This is a genomic window from Pseudochrobactrum sp. AO18b, assembly GCF_000409565.1.
Lineage (GTDB): Bacteria > Pseudomonadota > Alphaproteobacteria > Rhizobiales > Rhizobiaceae > Pseudochrobactrum > Pseudochrobactrum saccharolyticum.
Map to the genome: position 1 here is coordinate 17,090 of NZ_ANNO01000396.1, position 17,251 is coordinate 34,340.

15 protein-coding genes and 3 tRNA genes are annotated in these 17,251 nt (G+C 52.3%); 4 read left to right on the plus strand and 14 right to left on the minus strand.

The annotated features are described in order from the left end of the window. Window positions 1-118: 118 nt before the first annotated feature. Together A918_RS0115210 and A918_RS22110 are read right to left on the minus strand one after the other, a co-directional pair. Window positions 119-192, minus strand: a tRNA-Cys gene (locus A918_RS0115210). Between the two features lie 155 nt (window positions 193-347). Beyond that, on the minus strand, window positions 348-608 hold the full coding sequence (locus A918_RS22110; protein WP_051139067.1) for a hypothetical protein: 261 nt from the start codon (window positions 606-608) through the stop codon (window positions 348-350). Window positions 609-1,088: 480 nt separating this feature from the next. On the opposite strand from A918_RS22110, the gene A918_RS0115220 reads away from it, so the two are divergent. Both A918_RS0115220 and A918_RS0115225 read left to right on the plus strand, forming a co-directional pair. Then, window positions 1,089-1,163, plus strand: a tRNA-Asn gene (locus A918_RS0115220). 271 nt (window positions 1,164-1,434) lie between these two features. Then, window positions 1,435-1,509 (plus strand) — tRNA-Asn (locus A918_RS0115225). Window positions 1,510-1,644: 135 nt separating this feature from the next. Here the strand turns inward: A918_RS0115225 and A918_RS0115230 are convergent. The 12 genes from A918_RS0115230 to A918_RS0115290 all read right to left on the minus strand — a co-directional run bounded on the left by A918_RS0115230 (window position 1,645) and on the right by A918_RS0115290 (window position 14,372). After that, entirely contained in the window at window positions 1,645-2,340 is a 696-nt protein-coding gene (locus A918_RS0115230) for a response regulator transcription factor (protein WP_022711889.1), read from the minus strand. Beyond that, window positions 2,337-5,096: a sensor histidine kinase KdpD gene (locus A918_RS0115235; RefSeq protein ID WP_022711890.1), complete on the minus strand. Its 2,760-nt coding sequence runs from the start codon at window positions 5,094-5,096 to the stop codon at window positions 2,337-2,339. Before A918_RS0115235 ends, A918_RS0115230 begins: the two co-directional genes overlap by 4 nt. Before the next feature lie 31 nt (window positions 5,097-5,127). Then, window positions 5,128-5,691: a potassium-transporting ATPase subunit KdpC gene (gene kdpC, locus A918_RS0115240; RefSeq protein ID WP_022711891.1), complete on the minus strand. Its 564-nt coding sequence runs from the start codon at window positions 5,689-5,691 to the stop codon at window positions 5,128-5,130. 11 nt (window positions 5,692-5,702) lie between these two features. After that, a complete protein-coding gene (gene kdpB, locus A918_RS0115245) occupies window positions 5,703-7,763 on the minus strand; it encodes a potassium-transporting ATPase subunit KdpB (protein ID WP_022711892.1) in 2,061 nt (686 codons plus the stop codon). Between the two features lie 93 nt (window positions 7,764-7,856). Beyond that, a complete protein-coding gene (locus A918_RS21875) occupies window positions 7,857-8,024 on the minus strand; it encodes a hypothetical protein (protein ID WP_022711893.1) in 168 nt (55 codons plus the stop codon). A 9-nt stretch (window positions 8,025-8,033) separates the two neighbouring features. Then, complete coding sequence (gene kdpA / locus A918_RS0115255; protein WP_022711894.1) at window positions 8,034-9,731, minus strand: potassium-transporting ATPase subunit KdpA; 1,698 nt, start codon at window positions 9,729-9,731, stop codon at window positions 8,034-8,036. A 30-nt stretch (window positions 9,732-9,761) separates the two neighbouring features. Then, window positions 9,762-9,851 carry a potassium-transporting ATPase subunit F gene (locus A918_RS20715; protein ID WP_022711895.1) on the minus strand — a complete coding sequence of 30 codons (90 nt, stop codon included), beginning with the start codon at window positions 9,849-9,851 and terminating at the stop codon, window positions 9,762-9,764. Between the two features lie 381 nt (window positions 9,852-10,232). Continuing rightward, window positions 10,233-11,369 (minus strand): aldo/keto reductase, encoded by a 1,137-nt coding sequence (locus tag A918_RS0115270; RefSeq protein WP_022711896.1) that lies wholly within the window; start codon window positions 11,367-11,369, stop codon window positions 10,233-10,235. A 58-nt stretch (window positions 11,370-11,427) separates the two neighbouring features. Next, window positions 11,428-12,267 (minus strand): ABC transporter substrate-binding protein, encoded by an 840-nt coding sequence (locus tag A918_RS0115275; RefSeq protein ID WP_022711897.1) that lies wholly within the window; start codon window positions 12,265-12,267, stop codon window positions 11,428-11,430. Between the two features lie 36 nt (window positions 12,268-12,303). After that, window positions 12,304-12,966: an amino acid ABC transporter permease gene (locus tag A918_RS0115280; RefSeq protein WP_022711898.1), complete on the minus strand. Its 663-nt coding sequence runs from the start codon at window positions 12,964-12,966 to the stop codon at window positions 12,304-12,306. Next, window positions 12,963-13,604, minus strand: a complete 642-nt coding sequence (locus A918_RS0115285) for an amino acid ABC transporter permease (RefSeq protein WP_022711899.1) — start codon at window positions 13,602-13,604, stop codon at window positions 12,963-12,965. The genes A918_RS0115280 and A918_RS0115285 overlap by 4 nt, the downstream gene beginning before the upstream one ends. Next, complete coding sequence (locus A918_RS0115290) at window positions 13,605-14,372, minus strand: ATP-binding cassette domain-containing protein (protein ID WP_028233867.1); 768 nt, start codon at window positions 14,370-14,372, stop codon at window positions 13,605-13,607. Between the two features lie 501 nt (window positions 14,373-14,873). Here A918_RS0115290 and A918_RS0115295 point away from each other — a divergent pair. Continuing rightward, window positions 14,874-15,722 (plus strand): D-amino-acid transaminase, encoded by an 849-nt coding sequence (locus tag A918_RS0115295; RefSeq protein ID WP_022711901.1) that lies wholly within the window; start codon window positions 14,874-14,876, stop codon window positions 15,720-15,722. 471 nt (window positions 15,723-16,193) lie between these two features. Next, window positions 16,194-17,225: a P1 family peptidase gene (locus tag A918_RS0115305; RefSeq protein WP_022711903.1), complete on the plus strand. Its 1,032-nt coding sequence runs from the start codon at window positions 16,194-16,196 to the stop codon at window positions 17,223-17,225. Window positions 17,226-17,251 lie beyond the last annotated feature (26 nt).

A 17,251-nucleotide genomic window follows, 5' to 3' on the forward strand; every position in this document is an offset into this window, starting at 1 on the left:
TTTCATTGTTTTTCATGATAGAAATTCAGAGATTATCTACGCACTTTGCCCTCACCTCGTTCATTAGTGAGGGATTTAAGCAAAATAAATCATATATAACAAATGCTTAGATTTTGGATGGAGGCCTCGCCCGGAATCGAACCGGGGTGCAAGGATTTGCAGTCCTCTGCGTAACCACTCCGCCACGAGGCCATCCGTATGTGGTTGAGTGCTGAATAGGTTAAGCCGCATGACTCGTCAAGTACCCCCGCCATGCTTTCCGCGAAATTTTAAATTTCCTATCAAAATAATGCAGATAGCCGGGATTTTATTCACAGCGCCTACAATAATCACTCAGGAAAAGCCGGTTACTTCTGCTGTTCCGCCTTCTCTGCTTTCTTGCGCGCTCTGTATTCACGCCACCGGCGTAGCAAACCAACCTCAGACTTGCGCCTGATGCGTCTGATACGACTGGAATCACGGGAAAGGATGATCAGCCCGAGTGGAAGCATCCAAACGCCGAGCACCGGCAAAAAGCTGAATACACCACCGACAATAAGTCCACCGCCAAGGATTCGCCTGAGCCAGACAGACTGCGGGAGCGGCAAATGTTTCCCAAACAATCTGATCCGGTGCTGCGTAGCAGCCTCCCCGCTTTCAGCACTCTGCTGTTCTGCAGCATTATTTGTATCAGCATCCGGTTTCAGCAATCTGTCTGCCCTGCCTGCACACTCTCTGTTTATATGCCCCTTATATAAGTGTCCTTTTGTTTAAAAAAATACCACTTCCGTCAAAGCTGCATTTTTCTAAAAATTACGACTGCTGTGAATGGGATCATGAAATACTATCCGCCACGCTGCGGAATCAGAGCGCATAATCATTGCTCCTGATTCCGCAATGTGTTGCGTGCAATGCACAGCGTCAGCAACTCTAAGATGTTGGAAACACTCAAAGCAGCGCATTTAAACTGCGATATTTCAGATTTTAACACCTGAAATGCACGCCTCATCCACAGTTCCGCTAAAAAGTTGATTGAAAAGCGAAAAAGGGCTTGGCAAAACCAAAATGCTTTTGCTATACGCCAAATCGCTGAAAGCAAGAGCACCTGTTCCTCGGTAGCTCAGCGGTAGAGCAACCGGCTGTTAACCGGTTGGTCGCTGGTTCGAATCCGGCCCGGGGAGCCACTCTTTTCTCATAAAGAGCGTGCATAAAATTTCCAAAAGCTAAAATCAGAAATGCCTGTACTGCGTATGATAGTGCTCGTTTTCACGCATCATCTAATTATTTGAAATAAATGATTTTTATCACTTTCAGAGAATGACCGCTGTCTTTCAAACTGAAAAACAATACTCCCTGTCATAAATCTGCTTTTTTCCTGTACAATATCAAAATTAGGGCTTGGCAAGAGCATTTTGCGTTGCTATACGGCTGTCATTGCAAATGCAGAGCAACTATTCCTCGGTAGCTCAGCGGTAGAGCAACCGGCTGTTAACCGGTTGGTCGCTGGTTCGAATCCGGCCCGGGGAGCCACTCTTCTTTAAGAGTTTAAATCTGCACAAATCTCCCAATCAAAAATCATCCTAATTCTATTACTCAGAGTTTTTCGACGCGTATAAAATACGTTTCGCCAGAGACTTTGTAAAATCTCCGGCGAATCCGTCACATTTAAGCGTCCGGCTCACGCAACCGGTAGCCGACACCTGTCTCTGTCAGAATATAAAGCGGCTGATCGGGCGAATCTTCGAGTTTCTGGCGCAACTGGCGCACATAAACGCGCAGATATTGCACATCACTCATGCCGCCCCAGATCTGATTGAGAATGAAACTATGCGTCAGCACTTTGCCTGCGTGCTGCACCATGATCCGCAAAATATCATATTCTTTCGGCGAGAGCTTAATCTCCTGCCCTTTGAGCCGTACGATACGCTTCACCAGATCAACCGACAGCTCACCGGTTTGGAAGACCGGCTTTTCACCCTGCTCCTGTAATTTATGACGTAGTGCCACGCGGATTCGCGCTGCCAGTTCTTTCATGCCAAATGGCTTGGTCACATAATCATCCGCACCAAGCTCGAGTGCTTTGACGATTCCACTTTCATCTGTGCGGCTGGAAAGAATAATCACCGGCAGATCAATCAGTTCCGAACGCCACAGCGTCAGAAGATCATGTCCCGACATATCCGGCAGACCGAGATCCAGCAGCACCAGATCAGGCCGGTCACCTCGCATAATCTCTCGGGCGACGGCCGCTGATGGTGCCTCAAGAATCAAGAAGCCTTCCGTTCCCAGCCCGACGCGCAAAAGTTTACGGATTGGCGGTTCATCATCCACCACAAGGATTTTGACGATATTCTGTGTCATCGGGGAGATAATCCCTCTTCTGTTCCGCTCATCATTTCAGCGCAGCTGCTAAGCGGTAATCGGATTGTAAAAACAGCACCACTGCGACCACCGTGATCGCTGCGATTGGTAGCTGTAATGGTGCCGCCCATCGCCTCTGTAAAGCCCTTGCAGATTGCCAGCCCAAGCCCTGTACCGGCACGCACCTGATCGGTTTTGCGTACACGGTAGAAACTGTCGAAAATCCGCATTTCATCACCCGCCGGTATGCCCGCGCCTTCATCGCTGATACGCAGCACGATATCACCCTGCTCCGCCTGCCCATGAATATAGACCAGACTGCCTTCCGGCGCGTATTTAGCGGCATTGTCCAGCAAGTTGAACAACACCTGCTCAAACAAAACCGGATCAAGTTTCAGCATCGGCAGATCGGCGGCAATATCGGTTTCAACACGGTGATGTTGCAGAATTTTCGCGGCACGTTTCAGCGCACTGCCGACAATATCCCCCAAATAATGCAGAGATTTATTCGGCTGCATGGCACCCGATTCAATCCGCGTCATATCCAGCAGGTTGGCGATAAAGCGGTTGAGCCGCTCGGACTCATCCACCACCGTCGTCAGCAACTCAGCACGGTCAGTATCAGGCAGAGAGCCGGAATAGCTCTTCAATGTGTCTGCAGCGCCAAGAATGGCTGCGAGCGGTGTTTTAAGATCATGGGAGATCGAGGTCAGCAAGGCCGAGCGCAACCGGTCTGCCTCAACGGCGAGCTGAGCGCGATCCAGATCATCCACCAGTTGAATACGCGCAATCGCCAATGCCGCCTGCTCTGCCAGTGCATCAAACAACCGTTGCTGCTCCGGCGTCAGGATCGGCCCTTGCCGGTCATCATCCAGCCCGACCACACCAATTGTATTACCGACAGCACGCAACGGCAGATAAAGGCGCTTGGCACCAGGCAAGGTGTCTGCTCCTCGCCCTGCAGGATGGTCATGCTCCCATGCCCAGCGGGCAGCAGCAATATCTGCATCGGCAAGCGTATCATCCGGCGGATAACCGGCACGCACGGAAATAGACGTATTGGCTGTGCCTTCATCCGGCAACAGCACCACCACACGTACTTTGAGCAGCGCTGCAATCTGATAGACCGTTGCCCAGAGCACATCTTCCAGCGTTCCGGCTCCGGCCAATTTTTTACTGAACTGATAGAGCCCTTCCATTGTTCTGGCGCGGTTACGCGCCGCAGCAGCCTGCCTCTGCACACGCGCAGTCAGATTACTGGCGACCAGCGCCACACAAATGAAGAATGCCAGTGCAATCACACTCTCCGGCCCTGCAATATGCAAAGTGTAGAGCGGTGGCAGGAAGAAGAAATTGAAAACAAGCGCACTGACCAGCGAAGCGAACAAGGCAGGCCGCAGACCGGAGGCCACAGCCGTCGCCAGCACGGCCATCAGGAACACCAGCGCGATATTGCGCACATCCAGCACATGATCGAGCAAAGTACCAACAACCAGCGCAATCGCGATATAGCCAAGGCTCAGCAGATAAGGCCGTAGCGAAAATGCTTTTTCCTCTGCGGTCGCCACCTGACGCACCGGCGCAGCTTCCTGCTGCGTACCGGAAATAATATGAATACTGAGATTACCGGCCTTACGGATCAGGTTATGCGAGACTGATCCTTCAAACATTTCACGCAGACGCGACTTGTTCGGCTTGCCGATAACAATATGGCTGAAATTATGCGCCAAAGCATAGTTGATTATGTCCTGCGCCACATCATGGCCGGTCAGCGTAATAATTTCACCGCCGAGCTGCTCTGCCAGCCGTGAGGTGGTGGCAATACGGTCTTTCTCTTCTTCCGAAAGCGTTGCCGCGCGGGATGTCTCCACATAGAGCGCTGTCCACGGCGTACGCAGCCGGTCGGCCTGTCTGCGGGCATAGCGGATCAGTGCCGCGCCATGCGGCTGTTCATCAATGCAAACAAGCACACGTTCACCGGCAGACCACGGTCCCGAAATGGCATTGGCTTGCATATGGCTAAGCAACTGATCGTCGACACGTTGTGCCGTGCGCCGCAAAGCAAGTTCGCGTAAAGCAGTGAGATTACCGGCAGAGAAGTAATTTTGTGTCGCGCGTTTCGCCGTCTTGGGCAGATAGACCTTGCCTTCTTTCAGGCGCTTAATCAGGTCTTCCGGTGTAATATCAACAATCTCGATATCATCAGCGCGGTCGATAATACTGTCCGGCACGGTTTCGCGCACACGGATACGGGTGATCTGCGCCACCACATCATTAAGGCTCTCGACATGCTGAATATTCAGCGTGGTATAAACATCAATGCCGTTGGCAAGCAGTTCTTCAACATCAAGATAACGCTTGGGGTGCCTGCTACCCGGAGCATTCGTATGCGCCAGCTCATCCACCAGCACCAGCTTGGGATGACGCGCCAGCACAGCGTCGAGATCCATCTCCTCAAGCACATGGCCTTTATAATCGACACGCGCACGGGGAATAATCTCATAGCCTTCGGTCAGAGCCTGTGTTTCCTGACGACCATGCGTCTCGACAACCCCGATCACCACATCCTCGCCGTCAGCCAAAAGACTACGGCCGGACATCAGCATTTCATAGGTTTTACCAACGCCCGGAGCCGCCCCGAGAAAAATCTTGAGGCGGCCGCGTGTTTCCTGTTCGGCTTTGGCGAGCAGCGCATCCGGTGACGGTCTGCCGTCATCATTGCGCATGCTTTCCTGCAGCTGACTGTCATCATTCATCAATTATGATCCGGACTCTGCATGTTCTGTCTTATTTAACCTGATCCAGTGCGAGATTAAGCGCAAGCACATTCACAACCGGCTCGCCCAGCACGCCCAGCAAACGCTCCTGTATCTGAGCATCGACCAATGTTTTGAGCTTGGCCTCATCCAATCCGCGTGCCTTGGCAACGCGCGGTATCTGGAACAAAGCCGCTTCCGGCGTAATATGCGGATCAAGCCCGCTGCCGGATGCTGTCACCAGATCAACAGGCACCGGCTGGTTTGGATTCTCTGCCTGCAGCTTGGCCACATCGGTCTTTACGCGATCCAGTAACGCAGCGCTGGTTGGCGCCAGATTGGAACCGCCGGAGGATGCAGCATTATAACCATCACCTGCAGCACTCGGGCGACCGTGAAAATAGCGCTCGGAGGTGAATTGCTGGCCAATCAGGGATGAGCCGATCACCTTATTGTCCTTCACGATCAGACTGCCATTGGCCTGAGAAGGAAACAGGGTCTGCGCCACACTGGTCATAGCCAGCGGATAGGCAATACCGGTGATTACGGTCAGACTGACAATCATCACCACAGCAGGACGTAATTGTTTCAACATGGGTTTATTCCTTACACCAGAGCCAGAGCGGTAATTGCCATGTCAATCAGCTTGATCGCCACGAAAGGCACGATAATCCCGCCAAGACCGTAGATCATCAGATTGCGGCTCAGCAGTGCGCCCGCACCAACCGCCTGATATTTAACCCCGCGCAGTGACAGCGGGATCAGCGCCACGATAATCAGCGCATTAAAGATAATGGCCGAGAGAATGGCGCTCTGCGGACTATGCAGCCCCATAATATTCAGCACGCCGAGCTGCGGGTAGAAAGCGAGGAACATTGCCGGAATAATCGCGAAATATTTGGCAATATCATTGGCAATCGAGAAGGTTGTCAGCGCACCGCGTGTCATCAGCAATTGCTTGCCGATTTCCACGATCTCAATCAGCTTGGTCGGATCACTATCGAGATCGACCATATTGCCCGCCTCACGTGCAGCTACTGTACCGGTATTCATCGCCACACCCACATCAGCCTGTGCCAGTGCCGGCGCATCATTGGTACCGTCACCGCACATTGCCACCAGCTTGCCCTTGGCCTGCTCCTCACGGATCAGCGACAGCTTGTTCTCCGGTGTTGCCTGCGCAAGGAAATCATCCACGCCCGCTTCTGCGGCAATCGCCGCGGCCGTCATCGGATTATCACCGGTAATCATTACCGTGCGGATGCCCATGCGGCGTAGTTCCGCAAAACGCTCACGGATACCGCCTTTGACAATATCCTTCAGCGAGACAACGCCCATCAGCTGCCCGTCTTTGACCACAGCCAACGGCGTACCGCCCGCCTTGGCAATCTGCGCGGCAATTGACTGGATTTCCTGTAGCTGGGCAGGTGTAGAAGCTTTACTGCCTTCCGCCTCGACATATTTCAGCACCGCATCCACCGCACCTTTGCGAATGATACTGCCATCCACATCGACGCCGCTCATCCGGCTTTGTGCGGTAAAAGGCACAAAGCTTGCATGCAGGCTTGCCATATCACGGGCACGGATGCCGTATTTCTCTTTAGCCAGCACAACGATGGAGCGGCCTTCCGGTGTCTCGTCGGCAAGTGAGGCAAGCTGCGCCGCATCGGCCAGTTGCTGTTCGCTGACACCTGTGACGGGACGGAACTCAGTCGCCTGACGATTACCAAGCGTAATTGTGCCGGTCTTATCGAGCAGCAGTGTATCAACATCACCGGCAGCTTCCACCGCACGGCCGGACATAGCCAGCACATTGAACCGCACCAGGCGATCCATACCGGCAATACCGATGGCGGAGAGCAAAGCGCCGATGGTAGTCGGGATCAGCGTAACGAACAAAGCCACCAGCACAATCACCGGCACGGAACCGCCCGCATAAGTGGCAAAACTCGGAATGGTCACCACAGCCAGAACAAAGATCAGCGTCATACCGGCGAGCAGAATATTCAGCGCAATCTCGTTTGGCGTCTTCTGGCGTTCTGCGCCTTCGACCAGTGAGATCATCCGGTCAATAAAGGTCGATCCGGCAGCAGCGGTAATACGCACCCGTATCCAGTCGGACAGCACTTGCGTACCGCCGGTCACAGCCGAACGGTCACCACCGGATTCACGGATTACCGGCGCGGATTCACCGGTGATAGCCGCCTCATTCACCGAGGCCACACCTTCGATAACCTCACCGTCGGAAGGGATAATGTCTCCAGCTTCCACCAGCACAATATCGCCGACCTTAAGGCTGTTACCCGCAACAACCGTATAGTTGGTTTTACTGTCGCCACTGAGCAATTTTGCTTCGGTTTCGGTACGGGTGCGGCGCAGAGATTCCGCCTGTGCTTTACCGCGCCCTTCAGCCACCGCTTCCGCAAAATTGGCAAACAGAATAGTGAACCACAGCCACAGAATGATCTGAAACGAGAAGCCCAGATCCGCTCCGCCACCCGCCAAATCGCGGATAAAGAGCACCGTGGTCAGCACGGTGACAACCGCAACGACAAACATCACCGGATTTTTCGCCAGCACCCGCGGATCGAGTTTGCGAAAAGCGCCGCCAATGGCAGGCAGCAGGATTTGGGCATCCAGAATACTGGAAGATTTTGACTGGCTCATGAGAGCCCTCCGTCTTGATTTTATGCAAGTTAATGCAAAACTGCATAGAATTTTCATTGATGTAGAGTGATAAGTTAATGTTTTAACTTAAACTCAGGTCAGCGCCTTCACGAGAAAAACACCGGCCAGCATCGCCAGCACAAGGATCAGCATAATACTGGTGAGTTTCGGGCAATCTTCCTTTTTCACACCGCGCGGATTTTGTTTTTGCGCGGCGTTGGAACGAAATAATTGCTTCATCAGAAAAGAATTCTTCGCCATCACGCACCTTTAAAACAGCTGACCGGAGAGCATTGCGAAATGCTCGACAACCGGCCCCAGCGCCAAGGCCGGGAAGAAAGTAAGACCGCCGACAATCATCGTCACACCAAAGACCAGACCGACAAATAGCGGGCCAGTGGTCGGCAATGTACCGGCAGAGGCAGGAACGGTTTTTTTGGCGGCCAGCGAACCGGCAATCGCCAGCACCGGCACAATCAGCAAAAAGCGCCCCATCAGCATCGCAAAACCGATGGTGAGATTGTAGAAAGGCGTATTGGCATTGAGACCGGCAAAGGCACTACCGTTATTGTTGGCACCGGAAGAGTAAGCGTAGAGCACTTCGCTGAAGCCATGCGGGCCTACATCCTGAATGCTTGACAATCCTTGCGGCAAAACCACAGCCAATGCAGCAAAACCGAGAATGGCAAGCGATGGTCCGAGCGTGGCCAGCAGGCTCATCTTGACCTCTTTGGCCTCGATTTTCTTGCCCAGATATTCCGGTGTACGGCCAACCATCAGACCGGCAATGAAGATCGCCAGAATGAAGAACAGCAACATGCCGTAGATACCGGCACCAATACCGCCAAGATTTGGGATCTGCATATTGAAAAGCGGCACCAGACCACCGAGTGGCATCAGGCTGTCATGCATATTATTGACCGCACCGGTGGAGGCCGCAGTCGTGACCTCAGAGAACAGCGCCGACAGCGCAATGCCAAAGCGCGCTTCTTTGCCTTCCATATTACCACCGACAGTGCCCAGAGCCTGCATCAGCGGATTACCGCTGGATTCAGCCCAATAGAGCACCGAAGTTCCCAGCACCACTAGCACACCGAAGACGGCGAACAATACCCAGCCCTGACGCTGATTGCCGACCATACGGCCGAACACATTGGTCATGGCAGTAGAGATCACGAAAATCGACAGCAAATGGATAAGGTTGGTCAGCGCTGTCGGATTTTCAAACGGATGCGCTGAGTTAGCATTGAAGAAGCCACCACCATTGGTGCCCAGATGCTTGATAATCATCTGCGAGGCCACAGGCCCTTGCGCAATGGTCTGCTGCGCACCTTCAAGTGTGGTCGCAAGCGTATAGGCATTGAGATTTTGCGGCACACCCTGCCACACCAGTACAAGTGTGCCGATAATGCAGATAGGCAGCAACACATAAAGCGTGGCGCGGGTCAGATCGACCCAGAAATTGCCGATAGTGTTGCTCGAAGAACGGGCAAAACCACGGGTAATCGCCATAGCACCGGCAATACCCACCGCAGCAGAAACAAAGTTCTGCACTGTGATACCGGCCATCTGGGTGAAATAGCTCATCGTGCTTTCACCACCATAACCCTGCCAGTTGGTATTGGTCATGAAGCTGATTGCCGTATTAAAGGCAGATGTCGGCTCCACAGCCTGCATACCCGCAGGGTTGTAAGGCAATGCCCCTTGCAGACGCTGCAACAAATAGAGCGCTACAAAACCGGCAATGCTGAACATCAGCAGCGACGCCGCATAGACCGTCCAGTGTTGCTCTTCTTTTTCATGAGTTCCGGCCAGTTTATAGAGGCCGCGCTCAACCGGTGCGATCACCGGCGAGAGGAAGGTTCGTTCACCGGTGAACACGCGGGTCAGATACCCGCCGACCGGTTTCACCAGCAGAATTGTGAGCCCGAACAGGATCGCAATCTGCAATATTCCGTTGAAAGTCATTGGAAAATACTTTCCGTTTCTAAAACAGTTTTAAAAGCGCTCAGGTCGTGCCAGTGCATAAAGCAGATAGAGGCTGAGCAATGCGGCTACCGAGCCGCCGAGAACATAATCAAACCACATGACGCGCCCTCACAGCCGGTCGCAAACAAGGGCGTAGAAATAAGACAGGCAGATAAATCCGGCGCCTGCGGCAATCATGATGACATCCATTTTTCGAACTCCTGAATTTCAGCCGGTGCAAGTGCAGCAGCTGCTTCCGGCAGCAGCGCTAAGCGCGACAAGCCGAAATCAGGCGGAACTATGGCGCCAAAACGCATAGTGGTTCGAGAGAGGGAAAGAAGGAGAGATATAAAAATCTCATATATAAAACGCGATTATTTTGCGTACCACGTAAAGAAAATGAAACATCATTAATTATTACAATTCATGATTTTATATAAATTTCTTAATGTCTAAATTTAATAAAAGCGGCAATTTATACCGCTCTCCGTATAATAAAAATCAGCCCTTACCATAGGTGAAATCATCCACCTTCGGCATCCATTGCGGCGGCGCGTAAGAGGCAGGTTTATCGCCAACCGATGTACCGGTATTCAGCACCCCCGCCTGATAATCCGCATCAAACAAAGCATAAGGCTGCGGTGCAGGCAGAGCACTTGCGGCATCCAGTCTTGCGCTCAGTTCCGCAGGTATCTGCAATTCAAAGGCCGCAATATTATCCTGCAACTGCGCCAGTTTACTCGCACCGATAATCAGTGATGCAACAGACGGGCGATTCAGCACCCAGCTCAAAGCCACCTGTGCCATCGGACGCTCAAGCTCTGCTGCCACATCCTGCAAGGCCGAGAGAATGGCGTGATTGCGCGCCGTAAACAGCCCCATGCCTTTGCCGGATGCATCAGTAGTCAGGCGACCTTCTCCTGCCCAGCGATCACCCTCAACGCGGTATTTCCCTGAAAGCAGCCCCATGGATAACGGGCTCCAGACGGTAATGCCCAAGCCCATATTCTGCGCCAGCGGCACAAATTCCTGTTCAATATTCCGCTCGGCAAGTGAATATGGCAATTGCAGACTGATCAGCGGTGTCAGCGCATGGCACTCCGCCCATGTCTGTGCCCGAGCCGCATACCATGCAGGCACATCAGACAGTCCGCCGTAACGGATTTTTCCTGCCCGCACCAGATCATCCAGCGTGCGCACCACCTCTTCCGCTGGCGTTATACGGTCCCATGTATGCACCATATAGAGGTCGATATAATCCGTTCCCAAACGACGCAGGGAATCTTCAACCGCCCGCATCATGGCCTTGCGGCTGTTACCGCCTGCATTGGGATTGCCGGGTTCAAGACTGTTGCTGTATTTGGTCGCCAGCACCAGCCGTTCACGATTACCTTTCTCGCGCATAAACTGCCCGATCAGGCTTTCACTGGCCCCCGCACCATAGGAATTTGCGGTGTCAATAAAATTGCCGCCCATATCGGTATAATGATCAAATATCGCGCCCGATATCTCATCGGCGCTGCCCCAGCTGCCGCTGATCCCGCGAATAGCTGCATTGCCGAAAGTCATGGTGCCGAGCGCCATCCGGCTAACCCGTAAACCTGAGCGACCGAGCGTATAATAATGATCCAGCGCCATGTACTTTCTTCCTGCAAAAGAGAGACCGGACTAAAATTAATCCGGTCCTTTATTATTTTTAGTCAATCAGACGTGGCTCGCCGACATCACCGGCTGAAGCTTCCATGCCATTGGCAGTCAGAATAGATTTGATTGTACCATCTTCATGCAGTGCCTTGATATTGGCATCAAGCGCCGCACCAAGTTCCGGATTTTTCTTGGAATAAGGGAAGCTGCCCTGTCCGGCCTCAGTCGTGGCTTTCACACGATCATCGCTCTTGGCAACCTTCACTTCAATATCCGGCATGGCTCCGGCTTTCTTGGCGACAACACCGGTAGAATAACCGTCAATACCAACAGCAATACGTCCGGCAGCCAGATCCTGCTGCATGCTCACGGAATTCGGATAGAGCTTGAGATTGCTGCCGAGCAGCTTCTTCAGGTCTGCAACCCAGAGATAACCCTGTACGGTGCCAACGCTTTTGCCCTCAATATCCTTGACCTCTTCAAAACCTTCCTTGGTATAAATACCCATCTGGTCATTATAGAGCGGCCATGACAGGTTCATCACCTTGGCGCGTTCTGCCGTGCGATACCAGTCACCGGTGGTGATATCGGCCTTGCCTGACAACACATATTGAATGCCGGCAGCGGTATCCACGGCCACGGCCTTAACCTTCAGACATTCCATCTCGGCGATCTTATTGGCAATATCGCCGTCAACGCCTTTGGCTTCGCCTTCCGGTGAGAGATAGGAATAAGGCGCATAAGTGGTAACAGCGATGGTCAGCACACCCTCTTCAACAGTTTTAAAACTGTTTTTCGGTGTGCAGCTCTGTGCATTGGCCTGCACTGCAACCAGTGCCGTTGCACCGGCAAGAACCGATGCTGCGACGATCATTTTTCCCATTAATTTCATATCACTACCCCATATTGTTTATGTTATTATTTATTTTTAACGGGAGAAACGTCCCGCACGTTTTTCAACCCAGCTTACCAGCATAGATGCCGGAATGCAGATCATTGCATAGAGAATACCTGCCGCCAGCAGAGCCGGAAAATACAGGAAAGTCGTCGAACCGATTTCATAGGCACGACTGATCAGTTCCGGCATGGCAATGGTGAAACACAGAGATGTTGCCTGAAAAATCAGGATCGAAAAACCGAGCAAAGCAGGCACAGCCACACGCAGTCCCTGCGGCAGGATCACATAGCGCAAACCGTCAATCCGGCTCATATTCAGCGCCATCACCGCTTCTTTCTGCCCGGCAGGCACGGATTCAAGCCCTGCACGGATGATCTCGCTTGTATAGGCACCGGTATTCCAGCTCAGCGCCGCAATCGCTGCCACAATCGACGTCATCGTGATACCGGCACTCGGCAATCCGAAATAGATGAATTGCAGCAGGATCAGAGCCGGAGCACCGCGCCCGATTTCGACAATCACCAGACACAGCCCGCGCGTGAATTTCGACTTTGCCTGCACGCCCAGTGCCAGCAGCAAGCCGAAAGGGATACCAATCGCCAGACTGGCCAGCGTGACCTTAACGCTCAGAGCCAGCCCGTCGAGCAGTTCCGGCATCCATGAAATGACATCATCAATCGGAAAATCAATCATCGTGCCACCTTCGCCCGCAGATAGATATCCGCAGTCCGTGACAGCCATGCAACCGGCAGGCTGAGAAGAATATAAAGCAAGGCCACCACGGCAAAAACCTCAAGGCCGCGGAAGGTCATTTGCGAGAGCTGGCTGCCCTGATAGGCCAGTTCTGTCACGCCAATGGCTGAGGCAATCGCACTGTCTTTAAGCAGGCCAATCGCATAACTGGCAGCAGATGGCAGCGATACGCGCAGCATCTGCGGTGCTACCACATCCTTGAAAGCATGATAACGGCTGAGATTAAGCGCCTCTGCGGCTTCAAACTGCCCGTGATGGACAGCCATCATGCCGCCACGAAAAATCTCTGCCATATTGGCTCCGGCAATCATGCCAAAACCGGTCAGCGCCGCCATAAACGGATTGATGGTAATATAACCGGTGCCAAGACCGAAAAAGATCACAAACAGCCACACCAGAGGCGGGATACCGCGCACCAGATTGATATAGACGGTTGCCAGCAGGCGCAGCGGCCAGAACTTGGAGCGCCGCATCAGCATCAGGATCAGTCCGAGTATCGTACCGACAGCCAGAGCCGAGACCGTGAGCGCAACAGTCCAGGGCAAACCGCGAATGATATAAGAGAAATCTGCCAGCATTTAACGCTCATTCACCGCTTTGAGGAAACGCTGCGCCCGCTCCGTCTGCGGATTGCGCATCACTTCGCGGCTGGGCCCGCTTTCAATCACATTGCCGTCGGCCATTACCATCACTGTGTCGGAGACATTCTCGGCAAAGCCCATCTCATGGGTCACAACAATCATGGTCATGCCGCTGTCGGCCAGCCTGCGCATGACGCTCAGCACTTCCAGCCCCAGTTCGGGATCAAGCGCCGAGGTCGGTTCGTCAAACAGCATCACTTTCGGATCAAGTGCCAGAGCGCGGGCAATAGCGATACGCTGCTGCTGTCCACCGGAGCAACGCATCGGATATTGCTGCGCTTTGTCGGCAAGACCGACTTTCTCCAGTAAATCCATTGAGCGCTCATCGGCCTCCTTTTTAGAGCGGCCAAGCACACGTTCCTGCGCCAGACTGACATTGCGTAGCACACTCATATGCGGAAACAGATTAAACGACTGAAACACCATACCGATTGAATGGCGCAGATCATGCAATTGTTTGGCAGAGGCTTTTTTCTTGGCCTGCAGGGTCACATCACCGACCGTGACAATACCGGCATCCGGCGGCTCAATATAATTGATGCAGCGCAGCAATGTGCTTTTGCCCGAACCGGACGGCCCGATAATCGCCAGCACCTCACCGGAGGTCACAGTCAGATCGATCTCTTTGAGAACAATATGCGCGCCATAATGCTTTTGCAGTTTTTCAAGCCGGATAACCGTTTTCTGACTGGTTTTCACCCGCAGTTTCTCCCCTTATGCATTCTCCATGCCTGCCCGCAGCATTGCACAACCGGCACAGGATATTTCAACGGATCACAGCGTTCTTTTATCTGATTGCAGACCGACGCTTTATGCCGTCCGGCTTGTTTCTGTTTTTATTGTTATAAAACAAAGCCCGTCATACATATTTATAAACCGGACAGGCTGAGAGCCTGTAACCGGCATAGTTCCTCTTATGCTTATCAGCTTAGGCAAACTGGCCGTGCCAGCGAGAGCATAAAAAATAGCGGTTCCGATAACCCGTGGTTATGACTTGACCGCTATTAAAAGTTATTGCTCTTTTTGCACCCCGAAACACGCTTTTCCGGCATTTTATGTCGCATTATCACAGACAGAATATCTGTCATGCAGAATATGCAAATCTTGCATAACAACCAAAAAACAAAGCATTGGCTCTGCCTGATTTTTTTTCATAGCTTCAGTTTCAGCAGATTCCCATAAAATTTTAACGCCAAGGAATGCGTTGTGAGCCGAATTGTATATGTAAACGGTGCCTATGTCCCTGAAGAAGAAGCCAAGATCTCGGTCTTTGACCGCGGTTTCGTATTCGCAGACGGGATTTATGAAGTCAGTGCAGTTATCGATGGCAAGCTCGTTGACAATGATGCCCATATGGCGCGTCTTGGCCGTTCTCTGAAGATGATTGATGTACCGGCGCCGATGAGCGACGAAGACATCATCACTATGCAAAAAGAGCTGATCAAGCGCAACAATCTCACTGAAGGTGTGGTCTATATGCAGATCACTCGCGGTGCTGCGGATCGTGACTTCGTTTACAGCAAAGATATGACACCATCGCTGGTTGCTTACACGCAGGTTAAAAACCTGACTGCGTCTGCTGCCCAGAAAAACGGTATTGCCATTCATGTTGTGGATGATATCCGCTGGCAGCGCCGCGACATTAAAACTGTGATGTTGCTGGCTCAGGTACTTGCCAAGCAGGAAGCAACCGCGCATGGTTGTCAGGACGCATGGATGCAGGAAGACGGCTATATTACTGAAGGTGCGTCCTCCAGTGCATTCATCATCACCGCAGAAGGCTCACTGATTGTGCGCCCGAATTCGAATGCAATTCTGCCGGGCTGCACACGTCTGGCCATGCTTAAAATTGCTGAAGAACAGAGCCTGAAGATTGAAGAACGCCGCTTTACGCTTGAAGAAGCCTTCAAAGCGAAAGAAGCATTCCAGACCAGTGCTTCCGGTTTTGTGACCCCTGTTGTGAAAATTGCAGGCACAGTCATTGCAGACGGCAAGCCGGGTGCAATTACCCGCAGCCTGCAGGAAAAATATATCGAGATTGCTAAAGCAGTTTAAAAAACAGAACTGGTTTTCTTTGAAAACTGTGTTTCAAAAACTGTCGGCTTAATTTTTCGATAAAACTGAATTCATCCGGCCATAATTTCGTAATTCTGGCCGGATACCGTCATGATCGCAAGCGCCCCGTAAACGGTTCTGATCTTTTGGGCCTCCCCCGGAAAAGACCGTTTAATTTCCTTGGCACTGATCATATGTCGGGCATTAGCACCACACTGAAACGGCAGTATCGCCGCAGAAGTGATACTACGTTTCTTTTTAATGCCTGATGATAATGCCCTGACAGCCCCTCCGGAAACCGGTCGGGCTGTCATTCTTTATCTGCGATCTGTTTCTTACCGCATGCCTCTACGGTTTTAGAGCCGTTGCATTTAAAATGGATTTTTAACCGCTCTAAATCTTTGTTTTCACGCATTATCCGACGCAAACCGCTTCGCACTTTTGCTGGAAATGCTTTAACAGGAGTATCCCATGTCTGCTTCAGCACGCGATTTCGGTATTGTTTGCGGCATCATGCCAACCGGTACGCATAATGCCATTACCGATGTTCCGGGCGTTAAAGTCGGCCACACCACCATCCGTGAAGGCAATATCAATACCGGTGTAACCGCGATTGTGCCGCATGACGGCAATATGTTCCGCAAGAAGGTTCTTGCAGCATCCGAATCCATTAATGGCTTTGGCAAAAGCGCCGGTCTTGTGCAGGTCAACGAGCTCGGCTCGCTGGAAACACCGATCCTGTTGACCAATACGCTCAGCACCGGCACTTGCGTGAATGCACTGATCAAACGTGCGATTGCTGCGAACAGCGATATCGGCCGCACGACCTCGACCGTCAATGCGGTTGTCGGCGAATGCAATGACGGCCCGCTCAATGATATTCAGGCTATGGCCGTTACCGAAGAGCACGCTTATGCGGCACTCGATACTGCAACCACCGGTGCAGTGGCACAGGGCAATGTCGGTGCCGGCACCGGCATGACCTGTTTCGGTTTCAAAGGCGGTATCGGCACTTCATCCCGCCGTATCAAACTGGATGGCAAAGACTATCATCTGGGCACATTGGTACTCTCCAATTTCGGTCGCAAAGGCGATCTGACACTGCCGGATGGCCGTCATCCGACATCGGACTTCCCCGAGCAACCGGAAAAAGGTTCGATCATGATGATTATGGCGACCGATATTCCGCTGGAACACCGCCAGTTACAGCGCGTCATTCGTCGCTGCGGTGCGGGTATCGCACGCCTTGGTGCATTCTGGGGTCATGGCAGCGGTGATATTGTTATCGGCTTTACCACCGGCAACACCATCGATCACGACCAGAAGTCCGATCTGGTGACCATGCAGGCACTGAATGAAGACAAGATTGACCAGCTGTTCCGCGCAGCAACAGAATCCACACAGGAAGCCATTCTCAACTCCATGTGTGCAGCAGAAAGCTTTACCGGCCGTGACGGTAACAGCCGAAAATCACTGGCAGACTGGCTGAAGCTCAATAGCTAATCACCAATATTCCACCCAATGAAAAA

Excerpts from the sequence above, each read along its gene's own strand:
- A918_RS20715 (WP_022711895.1), bottom strand. The coding sequence starts at position 9,851 with ATGTGGTTTGATTATGTTCTCGGCGGCTCGGTAGCCGCATTGCTCAGC.
- kdpC (WP_022711891.1), bottom strand. The coding sequence starts at position 5,691 with ATGTTGAAACAATTACGTCCTGCTGTGGTGATGATTGTCAGTCTGACC.
- A918_RS0115275 (WP_022711897.1), bottom strand. The coding sequence starts at position 12,267 with ATGAAATTAATGGGAAAAATGATCGTCGCAGCATCGGTTCTTGCCGGT.
- A918_RS0115305 (WP_022711903.1), top strand. The coding sequence starts at position 16,194 with ATGTCTGCTTCAGCACGCGATTTCGGTATTGTTTGCGGCATCATGCCA.
- A918_RS0115280 (WP_022711898.1), bottom strand. The coding sequence starts at position 12,966 with ATGATTGATTTTCCGATTGATGATGTCATTTCATGGATGCCGGAACTG.
- kdpA (WP_022711894.1), bottom strand. The coding sequence starts at position 9,731 with ATGACTTTCAACGGAATATTGCAGATTGCGATCCTGTTCGGGCTCACA.
- kdpB (WP_022711892.1), bottom strand. The coding sequence starts at position 7,763 with ATGAGCCAGTCAAAATCTTCCAGTATTCTGGATGCCCAAATCCTGCTG.
- A918_RS0115235 (WP_022711890.1), bottom strand. The coding sequence starts at position 5,096 with ATGAATGATGACAGTCAGCTGCAGGAAAGCATGCGCAATGATGACGGC.
- A918_RS21875 (WP_022711893.1), bottom strand. The coding sequence starts at position 8,024 with ATGGCGAAGAATTCTTTTCTGATGAAGCAATTATTTCGTTCCAACGCC.
- A918_RS0115285 (WP_022711899.1), bottom strand. The coding sequence starts at position 13,604 with ATGCTGGCAGATTTCTCTTATATCATTCGCGGTTTGCCCTGGACTGTT.
- A918_RS0115230 (WP_022711889.1), bottom strand. The coding sequence starts at position 2,340 with ATGACACAGAATATCGTCAAAATCCTTGTGGTGGATGATGAACCGCCA.
- A918_RS0115270 (WP_022711896.1), bottom strand. The coding sequence starts at position 11,369 with ATGGCGCTGGATCATTATTATACGCTCGGTCGCTCAGGTTTACGGGTT.